The organism is Gemmatimonadota bacterium, from assembly GCA_022560615.1.
Lineage (GTDB): Bacteria > Gemmatimonadota > Gemmatimonadetes > Longimicrobiales > Gaopeijiaceae > UBA1138.
Genome location: JADFSR010000004.1, coordinates 159,018 through 179,764 on the forward strand (window position 1 = coordinate 159,018; position 20,747 = coordinate 179,764).

The 20,747-nt window shown below is 64.6% G+C and carries 17 protein-coding genes; 15 read left to right on the plus strand and 2 right to left on the minus strand.

From position 1 onward, the window contains the following. The first annotated feature begins 8 nt into the window (after nt 1-8). The 3 genes from IIB36_04375 to IIB36_04385 are packed head-to-tail and all read left to right on the plus strand — an operon-like array spanning nt 9 to nt 3,939. Complete coding sequence (locus IIB36_04375; protein ID MCH7530984.1) at nt 9-1,742, plus strand: HEAT repeat domain-containing protein; 1,734 nt, start codon at nt 9-11, stop codon at nt 1,740-1,742. Then, nucleotides 1,742-3,157, plus strand: a complete 1,416-nt coding sequence (locus IIB36_04380; GenBank protein ID MCH7530985.1) for an HD domain-containing protein — start codon at nt 1,742-1,744, stop codon at nt 3,155-3,157. Before IIB36_04375 ends, IIB36_04380 begins: the two co-directional genes overlap by 1 nt. Beyond that, nucleotides 3,154-3,939: a tryptophan synthase subunit alpha gene (locus tag IIB36_04385; GenBank protein ID MCH7530986.1), complete on the plus strand. Its 786-nt coding sequence runs from the start codon at nt 3,154-3,156 to the stop codon at nt 3,937-3,939. The genes IIB36_04380 and IIB36_04385 overlap by 4 nt, the downstream gene beginning before the upstream one ends. Here IIB36_04385 and IIB36_04390 read toward each other — a convergent pair. Further along, on the minus strand, nt 3,936-5,609 hold the full coding sequence (locus IIB36_04390; GenBank protein MCH7530987.1) for a DUF814 domain-containing protein: 1,674 nt from the start codon (nt 5,607-5,609) through the stop codon (nt 3,936-3,938). The two genes, IIB36_04385 and IIB36_04390, sit on opposite strands and share 4 nt — an antisense overlap. A gap of 39 nt (nt 5,610-5,648) precedes the next feature. Between IIB36_04390 and IIB36_04395 the strand changes: the two genes are divergently transcribed. From IIB36_04395 to lepB, 3 genes are all read left to right on the plus strand, one after another. Then, on the plus strand, nt 5,649-6,230 hold the full coding sequence (locus IIB36_04395; protein MCH7530988.1) for a hypothetical protein: 582 nt from the start codon (nt 5,649-5,651) through the stop codon (nt 6,228-6,230). A 128-nt stretch (nt 6,231-6,358) separates the two neighbouring features. Next, nucleotides 6,359-6,712, plus strand: a complete 354-nt coding sequence (locus IIB36_04400) for a LytR C-terminal domain-containing protein (protein ID MCH7530989.1) — start codon at nt 6,359-6,361, stop codon at nt 6,710-6,712. 27 nt (nt 6,713-6,739) lie between these two features. After that, nucleotides 6,740-7,498, plus strand: a complete 759-nt coding sequence (gene lepB / locus IIB36_04405; protein MCH7530990.1) for a signal peptidase I — start codon at nt 6,740-6,742, stop codon at nt 7,496-7,498. Nucleotides 7,499-7,521: 23 nt separating this feature from the next. Here lepB and rlmN read toward each other — a convergent pair whose 3' ends face one another. Next, nucleotides 7,522-8,598, minus strand: a complete 1,077-nt coding sequence (gene rlmN, locus IIB36_04410) for a 23S rRNA (adenine(2503)-C(2))-methyltransferase RlmN (protein ID MCH7530991.1) — start codon at nt 8,596-8,598, stop codon at nt 7,522-7,524. Between the two features lie 217 nt (nt 8,599-8,815). Here rlmN and aspS point away from each other — a divergent pair, with 217 nt between their 5' ends. The 9 genes from aspS (at nt 8,816) to IIB36_04455 (ending at nt 20,738) form a co-directional block, all read left to right on the plus strand. Continuing rightward, a complete protein-coding gene (gene aspS, locus IIB36_04415) occupies nt 8,816-10,567 on the plus strand; it encodes an aspartate--tRNA ligase (protein MCH7530992.1) in 1,752 nt (583 codons plus the stop codon). Between the two features lie 86 nt (nt 10,568-10,653). Beyond that, a complete protein-coding gene (locus IIB36_04420) occupies nt 10,654-11,580 on the plus strand; it encodes a PhoH family protein (GenBank protein MCH7530993.1) in 927 nt (308 codons plus the stop codon). Continuing rightward, nucleotides 11,577-13,880, plus strand: coding sequence for an HDIG domain-containing protein (locus IIB36_04425; protein MCH7530994.1), 2,304 nt, complete (start codon nt 11,577-11,579; stop codon nt 13,878-13,880). The genes IIB36_04420 and IIB36_04425 overlap by 4 nt, the downstream gene beginning before the upstream one ends. Before the next feature lie 10 nt (nt 13,881-13,890). Beyond that, nucleotides 13,891-14,313 (plus strand): rRNA maturation RNase YbeY, encoded by a 423-nt coding sequence (gene ybeY / locus IIB36_04430; GenBank protein ID MCH7530995.1) that lies wholly within the window; start codon nt 13,891-13,893, stop codon nt 14,311-14,313. Between the two features lie 52 nt (nt 14,314-14,365). Beyond that, a complete protein-coding gene (mgtE, locus tag IIB36_04435) occupies nt 14,366-15,715 on the plus strand; it encodes a magnesium transporter (GenBank protein MCH7530996.1) in 1,350 nt (449 codons plus the stop codon). A gap of 37 nt (nt 15,716-15,752) precedes the next feature. Next, on the plus strand, nt 15,753-17,414 hold the full coding sequence (locus tag IIB36_04440) for an AarF/ABC1/UbiB kinase family protein (protein MCH7530997.1): 1,662 nt from the start codon (nt 15,753-15,755) through the stop codon (nt 17,412-17,414). 1 nt (nt 17,415) lies between these two features. Beyond that, the gene (gene meaB / locus IIB36_04445; protein ID MCH7530998.1) at nt 17,416-18,480 is read left to right on the plus strand and encodes a methylmalonyl Co-A mutase-associated GTPase MeaB; all 1,065 of its coding nucleotides are present in this window, start codon (nt 17,416-17,418) and stop codon (nt 18,478-18,480) included. 83 nt (nt 18,481-18,563) lie between these two features. Further along, nucleotides 18,564-20,285, plus strand: a complete 1,722-nt coding sequence (locus IIB36_04450) for a methylmalonyl-CoA mutase (GenBank protein ID MCH7530999.1) — start codon at nt 18,564-18,566, stop codon at nt 20,283-20,285. Between the two features lie 12 nt (nt 20,286-20,297). After that, nucleotides 20,298-20,738, plus strand: a complete 441-nt coding sequence (locus tag IIB36_04455) for a cobalamin B12-binding domain-containing protein (GenBank protein ID MCH7531000.1) — start codon at nt 20,298-20,300, stop codon at nt 20,736-20,738. Nucleotides 20,739-20,747 lie beyond the last annotated feature (9 nt).

The following is a 20,747-nucleotide window of genomic DNA, read 5'->3' on the forward strand; positions in this document are numbered from 1 at the left end:
CGGAGGTCGTGACCGGCAAGGGAGGGCTTCCCGCTGACCCAGGGTGGGATGAAGACCTACCCGTCGGGGAGGTCAAGACCCTCTTCACCACACTGGGGAAGGCCTTCCGCGCGTACCAGCTATACGACGAGAACAACCCAGTCCGGCAGCGTTTCGTCGATTCCTTGCGCGGGGACTTCCGGACACTCTGGGCGCTGACCGACCGGCTCGTCCTGAGGGTCACCGAGGAGCACTTTCTGCTCGGTGAGACTCCGGTATATCACACCGAGAACCGGAACGACTCGCTCGCTTTCCTCTTCTTCAAAGACAGCGTGAGGGAGGTCACTTTCCTTCCGGGTGTGGAAGAAGAGGAGCTCGTGAGCTTTCTGGGCGTGTTGCAGAAGGCGCGGAAGCTCGTGCCGGAAGGCGACGACCTGCTGACGGTTCTTTGGGAGGCCGACCTCCAGTTCTTCCTGTACCAATACGTCGACTTGCTCGCCGAAGGCGTTTCGCTACCCGAGGCCGGACCGGGCAACAGCCCGGCGGAAATGCAAGCGGCGTTGGCGGCTACCGCCGACGAGGAAGAGCAGGGTCCCCCCGAATCAGGCCAGGCAGGCGCCGAGCAAGAACAAGGGCCGCAGACGGTTTCCCAGGACGACTTCAATCCAACCCTGTACGCCCTCGATCCCGAGGAGATGAAGGTCCTAGCCGCGGAACTCAAGAAGGAGATGGAGAGGGACCTGAGCAGCGACGTGCTCGCGGCGCTCCTAGATCGCTTGGAGGAGCCAGAGAACCGCGAGCGCCAGAGTGAGATCCTGGGCATCCTCAAGGCTCTTCTGCCGAGCTTCCTCAGTCGCGGGCAGATCGCGGCTGCTACGCAGGTGCTTCAGGAGCTACGCGCGCTCGAAGACCAGGAGGGAAGGCTCGACGAGCAGCGGTTGGCCGAGTGTCGTGAGATTGTCCATGAGATCAGTACTCCGGAGGGGATCACCGAGCTCATCCAGGCGCTTTCCGATGGCACGATCAGGGCCTCGGCGACCCAGTTCGGTGCCTTCGTGCACTTCCTGGGAGCGGAGGCTCTAGCGCCGTTGCTGCGCTCCTCGGAGAGTGTGGACCACAAGGAATTACAGGCGGTTCTGCGGCACGCCGTGCAGGGGATGGCGGACCTCAACCGCGGTGCGGTCGTGAAGCTGATGGAGGAGGACGACGCCGTCCTCGCCGCAGGCGCGGTGCGGCTCGCGAGCGAGATGCAGATCGCCGAAGCCGGGCCGGCGCTCGTCGGCGTATTGGCGCACGCCGACCCCGCTGTGCGTTTCGCGGCTATCGAGGCCGTGACCTCTCTCAAGGCGTCGATCGCCGCGGACGCGCTCGAGCAGATGCTTGACGATCCGGAACGGGACATCCGAATCGCCGCCGTGAGAGCACTCGGCGAACTCGAACACCGACCAGCGGCCAGGGTGCTCGCCGAAATCCTCGAGAGCAAGGAGATTCGCATCGCGGACATCTCCGAAAAGGTCGCGTTCTTCGAGGCGTTCGGCGTGCTCGCAGACGACGACGGCGTCGATCTGCTCGGCCGTCTGCTCAACCGCAAGCGATTTCTGGGCAAACGCGAGCCGTCCGAAATCCGAGCCGCCGCCGCGCTCGGGCTTGGCAAGGTCGGAAGTCAGGCCGCGCGAGACGCACTCGGTCACTCGAGCCATGATGACGACGCGGTCGTGCGCAGCAACGTCGGTCGCGCCATGCGGGGCGAGGGCGCCGAGTAATGGCTGAGATCAACTACCAGCAAGAGGGGCGCAGGATCCTGGCGGCGTTCTACAGTGCGCTGAGCGCGCTGAAGCTTTATCCAGTCGAAAACGAGACCGTGCAGACCGCGCTGACCGAGCTTCATGGGCTGATCGAGCGGGTCGTGCAGAACGACGGCACCGCCGAGGTGCGCGTGGTAGGAGACTTCTTCTTCTTGAACGAGACTCGGGTACGCCTGGACCTCACGAACTTCTCGACGTTCGGTTCCTTTGCTCGCGCGCTACAGGATCACGGCATTGGGACCGTCGAGGTGCACCACGGCATCGAGCGTAGTGAGTGGGCCCCCTTCATCTCCATGCTGCTCCAGAGTCCCGATGCGGACGATCCCTTCGAGGCCTTCAGCCGGCACTTCGAGCGAACGCCGACCCAGCACATCGAGCTCCGCCCAGAGAAGGAGGGCGACGAGCCCGAAGACGATGAGGACGCGATCACCGCGGCGAAGCGTACCTACGCGCAGTCGGTCCAGGTTGCGAAGGACGCGCTCGGGGACACGCGCATCGGTAAGGCTGTGAACGTCCGCAAGGTGAAGCGCGCGGTACAGGGCATTGTCGATCAAGTGATCTCGAACGAGTCGTCGATGGTGACGATGACGACGCTGCGGGACTTCGACGAATACACGTTCACCCACTGCGTGAACGTCTGCATCTTCAGCGTGATCATCGGGCAGCGGCTTGCGCTGGATAAGCTCCAGCTCTACGAGCTCGGGCTCGGGGCGCTCTTCCACGACATCGGGAAGCAACGCGTCGACCTCGACGTCATCAACAAGGCGGGCGGCCTTACGGATGACGAATGGGCGCAGATAAAGGAGCACACTACGGAGGGGCTGCTGATCCTGTTCAGCATGCACGGCTTCGCGGACACACCCTACCGACAGATGCTCATGGCGTATGAGCATCACATGAAGATCGATCTCACGGGCTATCCGTCGAACAAGCGTCCTCGCGAACCCACGCTCTTCTCGAGGATCGTTGCGGTCGCCGACGCCTTTGACGCTGGCACCTCAGTGCGCAGCTACCAATACAAGCCGTGGTCGCCGGACGCCGTACTCAAGGACATGCGCGACAACACGAAGCGTGGCCAGGATATCCTGCTCGTGAAAGTGCTGATCACCGCGACGGGGGTATACCCGGTCGGGAGCCTCGTCATCCTGGATACGCGCGAGCTCGGAGTCGTGGCGAAGGTCAATCCAGATCTGAACCTGCTGCATCGGCCGACGGTTCGGGTGATCTCGGACAGGAAGGGTGTGCCCCTTGTGCAACCTCTCACAGTCGATCTGGCCGACGCTGATCCGCCTGCAGGTCAAATCCGGAAAATCATCCGGACCGCAGATCCACAGAGGTACGGGATCCGCGTCAGCGACTACCTACTGGCTTGATCTCTAGAACGTTCGAGGCTTGCCGCTCGGAGGGTCGAGCCGCGCTCGTGCCGTACGTCACCGCCGGATATCCTGCTCTCGATTCGACCGTGCCGCTCTTGGAGGCACTGGCATCAGCCGGGGGAGACGTGCTGGAGTTGGGCATCCCGTTCTCGGACCCGCTCGCCGATGGCCCAACCATTCAGCGTTCCTCGTTCGTGTCTCTGGAGAGCGGAACGACCGTACGCTCCGTGCTCGCCGACCTGCGCGCGTTCCGCTCGCGGAACGAGACGCCGGTCGTGCTCTTCACGTACCTGAATCCGGTGCTCCGATACGGAGTCGATGCCTTCCTGGCGGATGCCGTCGAGGCTGGCGCGAACGGCCTTCTCCTGACCGACCTGCCGGCCGGGGCGGATCCTGGCCTGGAAGAGAGAATCTCCACGTCACCGCTCGACCTGATCCGACTCGTCGCACCGACCACTGCGCCGGATCGAGTCCCCGAGATTGCTGCGGGTGGTTCGGGCTTCCTGTATTACATCTCCCGGACGGGCGTCACGGGAGCGAGGTCTGAGTTGAGGGATGCAATCCGTGACGAGGTCGGCCGAGTTCGAGAGGCGGTCTCCCTACCGGTTGCCGTCGGGTTCGGGATCTCCACTCCGGAGCAGGCCGGCGAGGTTGCCGCGGTTGCCGACGGGGTCGTCGTGGGAAGCGCATTGATCCAAGTGCTCGAGGACGGGGGGATCGATTCCGCTGCCAGCTTTCTGTCGTCCCTCCGGTCTGGCATGGACGCCGTGCGCCACTAGTAATCGCTATCGACGAGCGTTTCAAGCGCGCGCTCGTCCGGCTCGACGAACACGGTCCGTACGCGATCGGGCACGACCGAGCCCGGTGCCGCCCCACGCGGCTTCCGGACGTACTTGCGGAGCGTCCAGTCGACTGGTGCACTGCCCGACGTACGGGCCTTCGAGTGCAGAACCGCCAGCATCGCCGCCTCCTCTAGGTCACGCGCGGGGGGGTTGCCGGGTCCGTTCCACCTCAGAATGACGTGGGCTCCCGCCGTGTGGCGGGCGTGCAGCCACACGTCGGTCGGCGCGGAGTGATGGAACGTGAGATCGTCGTTGTGGCGTGCGCCACGCCCCACTCGGATCTCGATGCCGCCCGAGCTGCGGAAGCGGCGGTACGGCGGTAGCTGTTTCCTCCCCCCCTTTCCCACCGTCAGAACGTCATCCGGTATGGCCGCCTCGATCTCGCCCGCCGATACGTTTCCCGAACCGGCCCGCTCGACGAGCGAACGCAAGGTCGTGAGCCCGGACTCAGCCTGGGCGATGAGAGACGGCAGCCGTTCCCGAGCGCGGGTAGCCCTGCCGGCGCGATCGTAATAACCACTCGCGTTGGCGTGCGTGGCTAGAGCAGGATCGAGCTCTACCACGACACTTTTCCCCTCGAAGTCTTCGAGCCTTACGCCGGCGACGCCGCTAGGAATCTCGGAGAACCGGGCGAGGATGAGGTCACCGATCGCGCGCAGCCCATGCTCGTCCGGCAGACCGTCCAGCTCAGCGATCAATCGAGTCACTCGACGCTCCGCCTGCTCGATCGCGCGCTCGAGGCGGCGAAGCAGCGGTGGATCGAGGAAGACGGCTCGCGAGCCGTCGGCACCGTCGTGGTCGGCCATGCGCTCGAGCGCTTCGATGAGCGAGTCCACCGGCTCCGCGTCCTCATGTGGCAGCCTGAAAGGGTATGGCTGGAGTCCTCGAGGCGACCGGAGCAGTACGGGTTCCGGGTCGGCCTTCCCGGACGCCCACCGCTCCCAGAGCGCCTGACCGCCATTCTCCAGTGATTCGTCGAGAAGAGCGGCCGCGTTCACCGGAGATGTCCACGCAACGTTGGAGATGAGGCGCTTGCGACGCTCCTTATCGTCGAGCCCCGAAGTGAGCGCTCGCCACTCCTCGACCGTGATGGCTCCATCGGTACCGCGTCTAGCCGAGGGCGCGGGAAGGGCGTAGGGCTGTCCGACGCGCAGGGTTCGCTTCCCGACGCGCGTGTGTAGCACGTGCCGGATCACTTGTTCTTCGCCCTCCGTCACGATGCAATTCCATTGGTTCCCGAGGAGCTCGATCATCAGGTCCCGAGACCTTCGGCGACCACGCACCGGCATCAATTCGAAGACGAGGAGTCGTTCATCCGGGGGCGCGTAGACCCTACGAACTCGCGTCGGCAGCTTGATGGCGCCCGGCCCAGGCTCGGACGCGGCGAAGGTCTGGAGGTACCCGCGCGTAGGGTGGAGTCGCCACAGGAGCGTCGAATCGCGGAAGAACAGCACGACGTCTCGCTGCACTCCGTCCAAACGGATCGCCGAAAGCCGCGCGCGTGCGAGGCGCTCGTCGAGCTCGCGCGCCGTGTGCCGCACAAGCAGTGCGTCCCATCGCATCGACATGCCGAAAGCTAACCGGGTCAACTCGATGAGGCGGCCCATTGTACTTCTACCACGGGCTGCTAGGGACCATGTTTAGCCGTGAACAACGGTCGACACCCCCTCATCGAGGCCGCAGCCGAAGGCACGTTGCCCGAGTGGGCAGCAGTGGGCCCCAGCCGACGCGCACACATGGTGCGCGTTTCCGAACTGCTGGGTGCCTGGGCCGACGCACTCGGACTCTCCGACTGGGACCGGTACCGGTGGCGTGCGGCCGGATTCCTGCATGACGCCCTTCGCGAGGTCGCGCCTGACGTCCTGCGTCCGAAGGTGCCCCCTAACCAATCTTCGCTTCCTGGGCCGATTCTGCATGGGCCCGCTGTAGCCGAACGGCTGCGGGTGCATGGCGTGCTCGACGGAGAGCTGCTCATTGCGCTGACGTATCACACCGTGGGCCACGCATCGCTCGGCATGCTGGGTCGTGCCTTGTATGCGGCGGACTTTCTGGATCCGGGGCGAACTTTCATTCCGGAGTGGAGGGCAGGACTCCGGGCACGAATGCCTGCGGAGCTCGACGCTGTCACCCGGGACATCGTGGGCGCGCGAGTCCGTCACGTCGTGGATCGCGGGCTCGATCTGCTTCCGGATACGGTCGGATTCTGGAACGCGCTGGTGACAGAGTGATGGCCAGCTCTCGCTCCCGAATCGCTTGGAGTCTGGTGCTCGCCGCAGTCGCAATTGGTGTCGGTGTCTTTGTCGTTGGATCCGGCGTCGCCCCCTCCCCGGTGGTCAACGATGCGCAGCGAGGCCCGATGCCGACCACCCGCGTCCGCGTCGAGGTCCTGAACGCAGGCGGGATCGCCGGCTTGGCGCGGGACGCGACTGAATACTTACGCGACTCCGGGTTCGACGTCGTGGACTATGGAAACGCTGGGGACTTCGACGCCGATACCTCGGTTGTCTTGGACCGCGTCGGGCGGGACGAAACGGCGAGGGCCGTTGCGGATGTACTCGGAATCAATAACGTGCGGAGCCAACCAGACTCGAATCTCTACGTGGATGTGTCCGTACTGCTGGGAAGTGAATGGCGTCGCCCGGAGCTGCCCGAGGCGGATGGCCGCGAGCAGCCGGCATGGTGGGATCCGCGCGGTTGGTTCAGGCGATAGACGACGACTCACGACTCCACGGGATAGATGGCGAACAGCAAGGGCAGGGCGAGGGCGACGGGTCGGAGTAGCGACGCGGAAGCCGGAAAGTCGAAGAAGGACGCGCAGCCGCACAACAAGGCGGTCGAGTGGGCGAAGTCGTTCGTCATCGCCGCGCTGCTCTTTGTCTTCCTTCGCTCGTTCCTCGTGCAGACGTTCGTGATCACGTCGGGTTCGATGGAGGAGACGCTGCTCGTCGGCGACATGTTGCTGGTGAATCGCGCCTCCATCGGGTCGTATATCCCGTTTACGAACGTGCGGATTCCCGGCTACTCGACGCCCAAGCGAGGAGACGTGCTCGTCTTCGATCCGCCGCACGAAGAGACGCTGAAGCTCGTAAAGCGTCTCGTCGGCATGCCTGGCGATACGCTACGCATGAGGAATCGCGTGCTGTACGTGAATGATGAGGCCCTCGACGAACCGTACCTAAGGCACAGCGACGTCGGTGACGAAACGCACCCGTGGATGGAGTGGCAAAGGGAGTTCCTCTTACCCGGCACCGATCCGCAGACGTATGCGCCTACACGGGACACTTGGGGTCCGCTCGTGATCCCCGAGGATCGATACTTCATGATGGGGGACAACCGGGAGACGAGCCTCGACTCCCGTTACTGGGGCCTTCTCGAGGGTTGGCGCCTGGAGGGTCGGGCGGTCTTTACGTACTTCTCATACAACAAGGAGTCGTACCGGCCTTTCCCGTGGCTCCGCGAGATCCGCGGCAGCCGAATCGGTCGCGGCATCAGGTAGTCTCGCGAGACGGGCTGCTCGCTCTACCCGCGTCCCTGTTCGAGCTGCACGAGTGTGTGGGCGCGGAGTTGGCCGCACGCGGCGTCGATGTCGCGTCCCCGCGTCTCACGCACCGCAGCGGATACACCGGCCGCTTCCAAGACAGCGGCGAAGTCTCTGATTCGCTCCGGTGGGGACGGACGCCAGTCCTGATAGGGAATCGGATTGAAGGGGATGAGATTGACGAAGGCGCGGACTTGGCTCGCGATCTCGGCGAGCTTGGGGGCTAACGCCATGTCGTCGTTGATTCCCCGGATCATCGTGTACTCGAAAGTGATCCTCTTGCCGCCACTATCGTTGAACTTCCCGAGCGCCTCCAGCAACTCGGGCAAGGGGTGTCTCTTCTCCAACGGGATCAACGAGCCGCGGAGCTCGGTCTCCGGTGCGTGCAGCGAGAGCGCGAGCCGGAACTGCTCTGGCCGTTCTGCGAGCTCGAGGATTCCGGGCACCACGCCGACGGTCGACACCGTGATCCGCCGTGCACCGACTCCGTACCCCTGGTTCAGGATGGTGAGCGACGCATGCACGGACTTCCGGTTGGCGAACGGCTCTCCCATGCCCATGTAGACGATGTTCGTGATGGTGCCGCGCCCGTTCTGTTCGGCCCACCGGCGGGAGGCGCGGTACTGGGAGACGATTTCGCCGGCTGTGAGCTGTCTGTTGAAGCCACCCCATCCGGTCGCGCAGAACGTGCACGCGAGTGCGCACCCGACTTGAGAAGAGATGCACAGGGTCATCCGCTTCTTCGTCGGGATCAGCACCGATTCGATCAACTCGCCGTCGGCGAGCCGCCAGAGATGTTTGACGGTGCCGTCTTCGCTCAGTGCGACCTGCGCCGACTCAGCCTCGACCAGTGCGAAGCGCTCACGCAGCGCTTCCCGTTCGCGGAATGGCAAGTCCGTCATCTCTTCGATCGACGGCGCAAGTCCCTCGTAGATCCACCGCTTGACCTGTGCGGACCGATAGGGGGGCTGCGCCCTCGCCTCGAAGTGCTCTGCCAGCGCCCGGCCCAGCTCGTCCGGCGTCAACGAGAGCAGATCGATGGCTTGCGTGGGAGGCATTGCTTAACTTAGCCGCCGGCCGGAACCCGCTGAAGGCGAGGCAAATAACGTGGTGAGCGACAGGCTCGTTCACGACGCCCTCCATGGTCCTCAGGCATTACGCGCGCGCGCACATTCGCCCAGAGCGAGGACTCTGGGCCGTGTCGAGGCGCCCTGCCCCCCGTCGAACCCGAAGACCGATTCTGAGATGACCGACATAGAGAACGAACGAACACAGATGCGCTCGCGCATGGTGGGCGGTCTGCGGGCCGAGCATGCGGGGGAGCGGATGGAGTTGGCGGGCTGGGTCCACCGCCGCCGAAACCTTGGTGGCCTGGTCTTCGTGGACCTTCGCGACCGCAGCGGCTTGCTGCAGCTCTCCTTCGGTCCTGACTGGACTGACGCAGCGAGCATGGAGATCGCAGGCGACATCGGGCACGAGGACGTGATTCGAGTCGTCGGGACGGTCGAGCTTCGGCCGGAGGGGGCCCGCAACAAGGACATCGAGACGGGAGAGATCGAGATCAAGGCGGTGACCCTGGAGATCCTCTCGGACGCCGAGACACCCGCCATCCCCGTGTACCGAGCGCCGGAAGACGAGCTGCCCGCCGAGGAACTCCGCCTGCAGCACCGCGTTCTCGACCTTCGGCGTCGGGAGCTTCAGGAGGTGTTGATTCTCCGACACGAGCTCATCCTCGCGACGCGTAACTACATGGACCGGCATGGCTTCCTCGAAATCGAGACGCCCATCCTGACCAAGGCGACGCCGGAGGGCGCGCGCGACTACCTGGTGCCGAGCCGTGTTCACAAGGGCGAGTTCTACGCGCTTCCTCAGAGCCCGCAAATCTACAAGCAAATTCTGATGATCGCAGGCTTTGACCGGTACTTCCAAATCGCGCGGTGCTTCCGCGACGAGGATCTGCGTGCGGACCGTCAGCCCGAGTTTACCCAGATCGACGTGGAGGCGTCCTTCGTGCAGCCGGAGGACATTTTCGTGTTGATGGAGGGGCTCATGGCTCGCCTCTCGGACGTGGCCGGGCTCGACGCGTCGCTGCCGTTCTCCCGCCTCACTTGGGCGGACGCGATGGACCGGTTCGGATCGGACCGCCCCGACCTGCGCTTCGGCCTCGAGATCGTGGATTGGACGGAGGCGACGGCCTCTCTGGACTTCGGCATCATCCGGTCGGCGGTCGCAGCCGGAGGCCGGGTGCGTGGTATCTGCTTGAGGGGTGGGGCTCGCCTGTCCAGGAGGCAGATCGAGGTGATCGAAGCCGAGGCGAAGGCGACCGGAGCTCCCGGTCTTCTTTGGGCAAAATGCACCGAGGAGGGTACCTCGGGGCCGCTCGGGAAGTTCTTGCGGCCGGAGCACGCGGTCGCTATGGGCTTGGAGGCCGGCGACCTCGCTTTGCTCGCCGCGGGCTTCGATGACATCACATCGCCGGCGTTGGCAGCGGCGCGCGTGGCGGCCATCACGGTCCTCGAACTCGAGCCCGAGAGAGAGCACGCGTGGCTTTGGGTCACCGACTTCCCGGTCTTCGATCAAGAGGACGGGGTGTTGACGGCGAGCCACCACCCGTTCGTGATGCCCCACGTCGACGACCTGGACTTGCTCGAGACGGACCCGGCAGCGGTGCGGGGAACGGCTTATGATTTGGTGTACAATGGAACCGAGCTCGGGTCCGGCAGCATCCGGATCCACCAGCCGGAGCTCCAGCGGCGCATATTGCGGGCACTGGGGCTCGGCGACGAGGAGATCGATGAGAAGTTCGGGTTCCTGCTCAATGCGTTGGCCGCGGGTGCGCCGCCACACGGGGGCATCGCGTTGGGAATCGACCGAATCGTGCAGCGCTTCACTGGATCACGTAGTCTCAGGGACGTGATCGCGTTCCCGAAGACCACTGCGGCGCGAGCTCTCTTCGAGGGCGCGCCCACGGCACTCGGTGACGAGCAGCTAGAAGAGCTCGGTCTCACGATCACGAAGAAGAAGTAGAAGGCTGAGGCTTTCCAGGAGAGAATTTGCCCAACGGCGATACGATCGTAGAGCATCGACTCGACGCGGAGGGGGCCGACCCCCTCATGCTGACCGGGGTCATCGATCGCAACCTGCAGGAAGTCACGCGGCTCTTTGGCATCCGGGTCGTGATGCGCGGCGATCATCTCATCCTCTCGGGTAGCCTCGCTTCAGTCGAGAGGGCGGCCCCGGTCGTGCAGCACATGATCGAGCTTTCTCGCTTGCGCGCGCCGTTCGACGTGCCGGACATCGGCCGCTTCGCGGATGGCGTCGACGCGCTCGGCCCTGAAGGGATCGTCCACCCCGAAGACGAAATACGCATCGCGATCCCCGGCTCGCGGCGGGTCATCGTGCCGAAGTCCGATGGTCAGCGGCGGTACGTGCAGAGGATCACCAACAACGACATCGTCATCGGTATCGGTCCCGCCGGGACCGGAAAGACATACCTCGCTGTGGCGTGCGGCCTCGACGCGCTCTACAAGAAGCGTGTGCGCCGGATCATCCTGGTACGTCCGGCGGTCGAAGCCGGGGAGAATCTGGGCTTTCTTCCCGGGGACCTTCAGGAAAAGGTCGACCCGTATCTTCGTCCGCTCTACGACGCGCTCGAGGACATGATGCCGCCCGACCGGATGCGGCGGGCGCTGGAGGAGTCGACGATCGAGATCGTTCCGCTGGCATATATGCGCGGCCGCACGCTGTCGGACGCTTTCGTCATTCTCGACGAGGCTCAGAACGCCACGACGGCGCAAATGATGATGTTCTTGACCCGCCTTGGGCTGAATTCCCAGGTCGTGATCACCGGGGACAAGACGCAGATCGATCTTCCCCGCGCGACCGACTCCGGTCTCTTGGAGGTCGAGCGCATTCTGTCGGACATCGACGGGATCTCGATCGTGTACCTCGACGTCAAGGACGTCATCCGGCACCGGCTCGTGAAGGACATCATCAACGCCTACGCGCGGGCGTCGGAGGCGGAGGACGAACCGTCGTGAGTCGCCAGAACGACCGTAACGGGGGCGACTCCGTGCTGCGTAGGCTGTCGGGAGAACCCGGTGCTTCGTGGAGAGAGCGCATTCCCCACCACGGCGCGCGTATCCTCCTGGTCGTTGTACTTGCCGGCCTCGTCACCTCCTCCTTCCCACCGGCCCAAGGGCCGGACGTCCGGCCCTACGAGGCCTGGAGCGTTGCCCCCGAGGACGTCATCGCCGAGTTCCCATTCGATGTCCTGAAGACCCTTGCCGAGCTCGAGGCGGAGCAAAACTCGGTGCGCGAGGGAGAGCCCCCGACATTCAATTTCGTCCCGGAATTTGCCGACACGATGAGGGCCAAGCTCGAACGCTTCTTCGATCAGCTCGACTCAGCCGTCATGGTCGACGACCGCACGCGGGTACAAACGATCCTACAGGGAAGTCGGATTACTGCCACCGCGTCTCAAGTCGACTTCATCGAGGACAGCGCGTCGCGTGAGGCGTTCCGTGCCTCCGCGGTAGCGGCGACCCGCGAGATTCTTGCGGACGGCGTCGTCGATGTCACCGTGATGGGTGAAGTCACCACGAGCACGATCTATGTCCGCGAAGGCGATACCCGGGAGGTCTCGAGGTTGTCCGAAGACATCCCCACCTCGCGAGACTTTTATGACCAGGCGGCTTTGGCTCTCCCGCCTCTCACTACGCCCGACGAGTCTGACCTCTTCCGCATGATCCTGATCGGGCATATGCAGCCGACCTACGTCCTCAATGTGCTCGCGACGGAGACGCGTCGGGATGCGCTCGCACGGGCCGTTCCCCCGGTGAAGCAACGCGTGCTCGAGGGCCAGGCGATCGTGCGCCAAGCGGATCCCATCGGGCCGGAGACGTTGGAGCGCCTGCAAGCATACGCCGTGGAGCAGCGGGCTCGTGGCGGTGGTGAAACGGCCCAATTGTCTGCCGCCGCCGTGATCGGTGCAGGCTTGCTCAACGTGATGCTCTTCTCTCTGTTCGGCCTGCTGCTGTTCTTCAATCGCCCCGAGGTGTACGCCAACTTCCGCTGGCTACTCTTCATCGCGCTGCTGGTCTCGACGTACTTCGCGGCGGCGGTGGCGATTGACCGGAGCGGTATCGCGGCAGAGTGGCTTCCCATCGCGTTCGTGGCGCTGCCAGTCGCGGTGTTGTGGGACTCGCGCATGGCGCTCTTCCTGGTATTGGTGCTTGCAGCGATTACGGGGACTCTGTCTCCCTTCGCCTCGTACGGAACCGTGCTCCTGATCATCGCTGCGGGTGCCGCCGCCGCGATGAGCGTACGGGCGGTGCGGCGGCGTTCGGAGACGTGGGTCGCGATCGCGATCATTGCCGCAGCCGGTGGCTTGATGCTGCTGGCCTATGGACTGATGACGTCTCGGGACATGATAGACATCGCCCAGGGCACTGCCATCGTCGCTGGGAACGCCACAGTCTCGGCGCTGCTCGCGACGGGATTCCTCTTCGTGTTCGAGCTCTTCACGGGGATCACGACCGACCAGACGCTGCTCGAATGGGTCGATCCCACTCGACCGCTACTGCGTCGTCTGTCGCTCGAGGCGCCCGGTACCTACGCGCACACGATCAGCGTCGCGAATCTCGCCGAAACCGCGGCCACCAAGATCGGCGCGAACGGCCTCTTGACCCGGGTCGGGGTCTACTACCACGACGTAGGGAAGATCCTCAAACCGCACTACTTCGTGGAGAACCAGCAGGAGGGGCGGAATCCGCACGACAAACTCAAGCCGGAGACTTCGGCGAGCATCGTGCGGGAGCACGTCACCGAGGGTGTCCGGCTCGCCAAGGACGCGAAAGTGCCCGACTTGGTGATCCAGTTCATCCTGGAGCACCATGGCACACAGAGGATCGGGTTCTTCTACGAGAAGGCCGGAGAGGAAGCGGACGGTGACATTGACGAGGAGCGATTCTCATACCCCGGTCCGAAACCCCAATCGAGGGAGACAGCGATCGCGATGCTCGCTGACTCCTGTGAGTCCGCGACGCGCGCCATGCAGGATCCGACCCGCGACCGCGTGCGCGATCTGATCCACAATGTCGTCGACGGAAAGATCAGTGACCGGCAGCTCGACGACGCTCCGATCACGCTCCGAGAAATCGAGCAGGTGAAGGAGCAGTTCGTCAACATCCTCTCCGGGGTCCTTCACCGCCGCATCGAGTACCCGTCCACGAGGCACCTGACGGACAGCGAGGAAGGAAACGGTGACGGCGCTGAGCCGGACGCTTCGCAGGTCGCCGACATCGAGTCACAGGCGGCCGACTCCGGCGCGCCGGCATAGCCCGAGCGGGATGGAAGTTCAGGTCAACCTAGGCGGCTTCGACGCTGTTGAAGAGGCGCTCTTGGAGGCTGCGGTGAGGAAGGCCCTCGACGCGGACGGACGGGAGGCGGAGCTCTCGGTCACGCTGGTCGACGACGCGGAGATCAAGCGCCTCAATCGCGAATACCGCGGCAGGGATCGACCCACCGACGTCATCGCGTTTTCGCTCGGCAGCCCAGAGGAGCCGCTCGGAGACGTCTACGTTGGGGCGGATCAGGCCCGGCGGCAGGCCGAGGCGCTCGGAGTGCCCCTGAGCGAGGAGTTGGTCCGTCTCGCGATCCACGGCACCCTGCACGTGCTGGGACACGATCACCCCGACGGTGACGATCGCTTCGCCAGCCCGATGTACGTGCTTCAGGAGCAGCTACTCGGCGAGGTGCTAGGCAAGGCCTAGCCTGCGGCCCCGACTACCTTGCGGGGGCCACACGCCTCGGGGATCTTCTTCAATGGGCACGTCCGAGCACGACATCGAGCAGCGCCAGAAGCGCCTGGAGGCCCTCGCGGCTCAGGGCGACCTCGCGGGTGTGCGCGAGCACGCGGCGGAGCTTCATCCGTCCGATCTGGCGGATCTGGTCGAATCGCTCGACGAGGCCCAGCAAATCGAGCTGCTCTCAGCGCTCCCGACCGAACTCGCCTCCGACACGCTTGCCGAGATGGAGGAGGGTGAGGAGCGGGGAGACCTATTGGCCGCGCTCACCCCCGAGAAGGGTGCGGAGCTGCTCCATGAACTGCCCGACGACGACGCGGTCGACCTCATCGGCGAGCTCTCACCCGAGGAGCAGAGCAAGATCCTCGCAGCGCTGCCCGTGGACGAGGCGGGCGAGCTCAAGGGGCTTCTCCAGTACGACGACGAGACCGCCGGTGGGCTCATGACGACCGAGTTGGTCGAAGTAGAAGCGAGGCTCACCGCGGGACAAGCGATCGAGCAGGTCCGCGCCCAGGGACAGGAGGTTGAAGACTTCTACACGGTCTTCGTCGTCGATGGGGATCGCACGCTCCTGGGAACGCTCCGACTCGACGATCTCATCATCGCGAACCCTGGCGAGAGCATCGAGGCACTCGTCAGGGAGCCCGTAGCGACTGTGCTGCCCGAGGTCGATCAGGAGCAAGTGGGGCGGCTCATCGCAAGGTACAACCTGGCCTCGATCGCGGTCGTCACGGAGGACGGCGAGCTGCTCGGTCGCATCACCTTCGACGACGTAATCGACGTCATCGAGGCCGAGCAGACCGAGGACATTTTTCGTCTCGCCGGGGTCACGGACGAAGATGAGCTCAAACACACGTGGACCGAGTCGGTCCGGACTCGCTTGCCGTGGCTGTTACTCAATCTGGTCACGGCCTCGTTGGCCGCATCGGTGATCCTCTTGTTCGAAGAGACGATCGATGCGGTGATCACGCTCGTATTCCTCGCGCCGATCATTGCGGCGATGGGAGGGAGTTCGGGGACGCAGTCGCTCGCGGTCACCATTCGCCGGATCACGACCCAGGGATCAGGCTCTGCGAAAGGCTTCGTGGCCAAGGAGATCCTGATCGGTCTCGTCAACGGCGCTGTCCTAGGAGGAGGGATCGCACTCATCGCCCTCATGCGAGACAGCGACCCGATGCTGGGTCTGGTCGTCTTCCTAGCGATGTGGGGGAATCAGGTGGTAGCCGGCTTCGCCGGCGCGTTCATCCCGACCTCTCTCGACCGCATGGGGGTAGATCCTTCTGTCGCGTCGTCGGTCTTCGTGCACACCCTGACCGACTTGTGTGGTTTCTTCCTGCTTCTGGGTCTGGCATCGAGGCTCCTGCTGTGAGTGCACCGACTCGAGCCTTCTGGGCTCATATGCTGCGGTGAGACGCCTGAGTCGCGCCGTCTCGGTGTTCGTCGGCTTGAGCCCGATCTTGCTCGCCTTCCTGCGAGATCGTCGTTCGTGGATCCTCTTCGGGCGACCCACGGTGCGGAGTCCGGAGCACCACCTCGCCAGGGCGAAGCGCCTGACGGCCCGCCTCGCGGCTCTCGGCCCGACGTTCGTGAAGCTGGCGCAGCTGCTCTCGGCCAGGGCGGACATCCTCCCCGAGCCCTACCTGTCGGAGATCAGCCGCCTTCAGGATCAAGTTCCGCCAGACCCGCTGTCCGAGGTCAAGGCGGTGATCGAGGCGGAGCTGGGGGCCCCGGTGGCCGAGCTCTTCCAGGAATTCCGCGAAGAGCCGATCGCGACCGCGAGCCTGGGTCAGGTCTACCGCGCCCGCGTGAACGATCAGGACGTCGTGGTGAAGGTCTTGCGTCCGGGCGTCGAGGCGGCCATCGCGCTGGACCTCGACATCTCGTTCCGGCTGATGTTCTGGCTGAACATTCTCTTCCCGAACCATCACGTGCGAGGACTCACCAACGTGATCCGTGAGTTCTCGGTACGCGTCCGCGCGGAGATGGATTTCCGCATCGAGGCGCAGAACATCGCGCGCTTCCAAAGGGTGTTTTCGGGGGATAGCAAGGTGCGTGCGCCTGCGGTGTTGGAGGAGTTCACGCGTCGGCGCGTGCTGGTGATGGAGCACTGTCACGGCACAAAGATCGATCAACTCCACGATCTCTTTTCGTCCGGCAGGTTGTCCTTCAAGCGCATCATGGAATCGCTGACCGGCGTCTACCTGCGCATGATGCTGGTAGACGGATTCATGCACGCCGACCCACATCCCGGCAACCTGCTCGTGCAGGACGACGGCACCCTGATCGTGCTCGACTGGGGCGCGGTCCTCGACGTGCCACGCTGGACCCGAGAGTCGATCCTCAGCGCCGCGCTCGCTCTTGGGCGGGAAGACATCGAAGGCGTCATCAACGAGATGTATCGCCTCGGAATGATCAGTCCCGAAGTGCCGCGCGGGGACATCCGGGAGGCGGCAGCCGAGATCCTGCGCATCGTGAAGCGCGCGCAGACCACGAACCGGCAGCGCATCGTTCAGGAGATCGTCGCCGAGCTTCTCGACACCTTCTATACCTGGCCCCTCGTGCTGCCGCAGGAGCTCGTGTACTTCCTCCGGACCGGTGCCCTCATCGAGGGGCTCGCGTTCCGCTACGACTCCAACTTCGACGGGCTCGCCTTCATCCAGGGAGTGGTGCGCGAGCACCGGTCGGAACTGCTCGAGTCGATCGGCCGGCAGCCGACTCAGATGGCCAAGAGCTTCGTGGACGAGGCGCAGAGCGCTATTCGGTCCGTGCGCGATCTGGTCACCCGGGCTGAGCGCGAGGAACTTCGGGTGCGAGTGCATCCTCGGGACATGCAGTCCCAGGAGCGATTCCTGCACCTGCAGGCGCGCCGGCTTCTGCTCAGCATCTTCGCGACCGCGACGGCGGTCATCACGTCGATCCTGTTCATCGCGTTGCGGAACTGGTGGCTGCTGGGCGCCGGCCTGCTCATTGCCTTGACCATGTTCGTCGTGGTCTTGTTCATCCCGATACACCTGCTCGAGAACCCCCTGAGACACGCGCGCGGAGTGCGTCCCGATGATTGGAGATGAGATGAGCCTCGAAGCCGAGAGCTTGTCGCCAGCGTTGAGCTCGGTGCTCGAGCGCTTCCGCGACGGGGAGGTGCCGGCACTGGCTCGCGCGATCTCGATCGTGGAGGACGAGCGAGACGGCTTCGAAGACCTCCTTCACAGCGTCTTGGCGGTAGGGCCGAGCGCGTGTCGAGTGGGATTCACAGGTCCGCCCGGTGCCGGCAAGTCGACTTTGCTCGCGGGCGCGGCTGCATCGTACCGGGCGGACGACGAGCACATCGGCGTGATCGCGGTCGATCCTACCTCTCCGTACTCGGGAGGCGCGCTGCTGGGGGATCGGATCCGGATGAACGACCTGACGACCGATCCCGGGATCTTCATCCGCTCGATGGCGACGCGGGGCTCTCTAGGCGGTCTGGCGACGACCACCAAGGAGGTGCTCGATCTCATGGACGCGTTCGGCTTCGATCGCGTCCTCGTCGAGACCGTCGGGGTCGGCCAGACCGCGCTCGAGATCACGGCCGCGGCGGACACGGTCATCGTCGTTCTCGTCCCCGAGTCGGGAGACGCGATCCAGGCGATGAAGGCCGGCTTGATGGAGATCGCCGACATCTTCGTCGTGAACAAGGCGGACCGCCCAGGTGCGGACCGGCTCGTGAACGACCTGCGACAGGCTCTGCACCTGAAGGCAGGGAATGCCCTCAAGGACATACCGGCGCACCATGGCGTGGATCTCTCACGCGTCCTGCGGGACGAGCGTACCACGGACGCGGAGGCGCCGGAGCAAGGGGAGTGGTCGATTCCCGTGCTCTCAACGGTTGCCCAGAGCGGCGAGGGCGTGCCCAAGTTGCTCGAGGCGGTAGAAGCCCACCGGGATTGGCTGGAGGCCAGTGGTCAACTCGAGGCCCGCCGTCGCGCTCGAGCTAGGACGCGGGTTCAGGACGTCGTGGAGCGGGAGTTGCGGCGGGTGGCTCAGCACTCGGAACTCGCCAACGAAGTGCTCGAGTCGGCGCTCGACGGCATCGGGGCCCGAGTGGAGACGCCGTATTCCGTCGCACGCCGAATCCTGGACGGCCTTCTGCGTTGACCCGTTCTCGCGGCTAGGGTCATCTTTCCCCTTGAGGGGTAGGTGCTGAAGCACCTGCGTGAGAGCGTTGTCGAGGAGTACGCATGTCGACGATCGAGAAGAATGTCCTGAGCGCGCCTGAGCTCGCGGATCTCGTGCGCGAGAAGGAAGAGGAGCTCGCGCGCCTGAGAGCCCGGCTGGCGGAGTGGGAGCGGACCTACGACGCGACGCCGGAGAGGGACGTGCTCTTCTCGACGACTTCGGGCACTGAGGTGAGGCCTCTGTATACCGAGCTCGATCGTGAAGGCAGCGATCCGGAGAGCGATCTCGGCTTTCCCGGTGACTTTCCGTTCACGCGGGGTCCGTACGCCACGATGTACCGGACCCGTCTTTGGACGATGCGCCAGTTCGCGGGCTTCGCCACGGCGGAGGAAACCAACGAGCGCTACAAGTATCTGCTGGATCACGGCCAGACCGGCCTGTCGGTCGCGTTCGACTTCCCGACACTCATGGGGTACGACTCCGACCACACGCGCTCGCTGGGAGAAGTGGGGGTCTGCGGAGTCGCGATTTCGTCGCTCGACGACATGGAACGTCTTTTCGAGGGCATTCCGCTGGACCAGGTCTCGGTCTCGATGACCATCAATGGTCCGGCCATCATCCTCTTCTGCTTCTATGTCGCCGCGGCCGAGAGACAGGGCATCTCCTCCGCGGTTCTGCGTGGCACGGTCCAGAACGACATCCTCAAGGAGTACCAGGCCCAGCACGCCTGGGTCTTCCCCCCAGAGCCGGCTCTGCGATGCATCATCGACATGTTCGAGTGGTGCAGCGAGAACGCGCCGCACTACAACCCGATCTCGATCTCGGGCTACCACATTCGCGAGGCTGGGTCGACCGCGGGGCAAGAGCTTGCGTTCACGCTGCGCAACGGCTTCGAGTACGTCGAGCGTGGCATCGCACGAGGTCTCGACGTGGACAGCTTCGCGCCCCGCCTGTCCTTCTTCTTCGACGTTCACAACGACTTCTTCGAAGAGATCGCCAAGTTGCGCGCGGCCCGTCGGATCTGGGCAAGGCGCATGCGCGACGTGTACGGAGCGAAGAGTCCGGAGTCGTGGCGGCTGCGCACCCACGCCCAGACCGCGGGTGTGAGCCTCACCGCACAGCAGGCCGAGAACAACATCGTGCGGGTCGCCTACCAGGCGATGGCGGCCGCTCTGGGCGGCGCACAGTCGCTGCACACCAACTCGATGGATGAGACGCTCGCTCTTCCCACGGAGAAGGCGGTGCGCATCGCACTGCGGACGCAGCAGGTCCTGGCGTTCGAGTCCGGTGTCACGAACACGATCGACCCCCTCGCCGGATCGTATTTCGTGGAGTGGCTCACCGACGAGCTCGAGCGCGAGGCGCTGGGCATTTTCGACGAGATCGACGCGTTGGGCGGTGTCGTGGCCGGCATCGAACAGGGGTGGTTTCAGGGGCAGATCGCCGCCTCTGCCATGCGTCAGCAGCGTGAAATCGAGTCGGGGCAACGCGTCGTCGTGGGCGTGAATCACTTCACGGAAGGCTCCGACAAGATCGAGATCGATCGGCTGAAGATCGATGAGTCGGTGGAGCGGCTTCAGATCGCCCGCATGGCGGAGTTGCGTTCCAGTCGGGACGCGGGGCAAGTCGATCAAACTCTGGCTGCCTTGCGCCAGGCGAGCTCGGGTGGGGAAAACCTGGTACCGGTGATCCTGGACTGTGCCCGCGCGTCCTGCACGCTGTACGAGATCCGACACGCCATGGAAGAGGTCTTCGGCTCGTACAAGGAGCCTGTCTTCTTCTGAGCCGGGAGGCCCATGTCCGATAGCCATCGCAAGATTCGAGTACTCGTTGCCAAGCCTGGCTTGGACGGTCACGACCGCGGCGCGAAAGTCATCGCGAGCGCGTTCCGTGATGCCGGCTTCGAGGTCATCTACACAGGTCTGCACCAGACGCCTGAGATGATCGTGAGTGCCGCCGTTCAGGAGGACGTGGATGTCGTGGCGATGTCCGTGCTGTCAGGCGCACACCTCACGCTCTTCCCGCGCGTAAAGGCACTGCTCGACGAGGCGGGAGCCGACAACGTCCTCCTGACCGGTGGTGGCATCATCCCGGAGGACGACATGGCCGCGCTGGACGGGCAGGGCATCGGGAAGCTCTTCGGCCCCGGCACGCCCACGACCACTGCGATCGACTACATCCGCGAATGGTTCTCAGCCCGGGAGGACGGTGTGACCGAGGGACGCCCGTCCCAGTGACGGCCGACG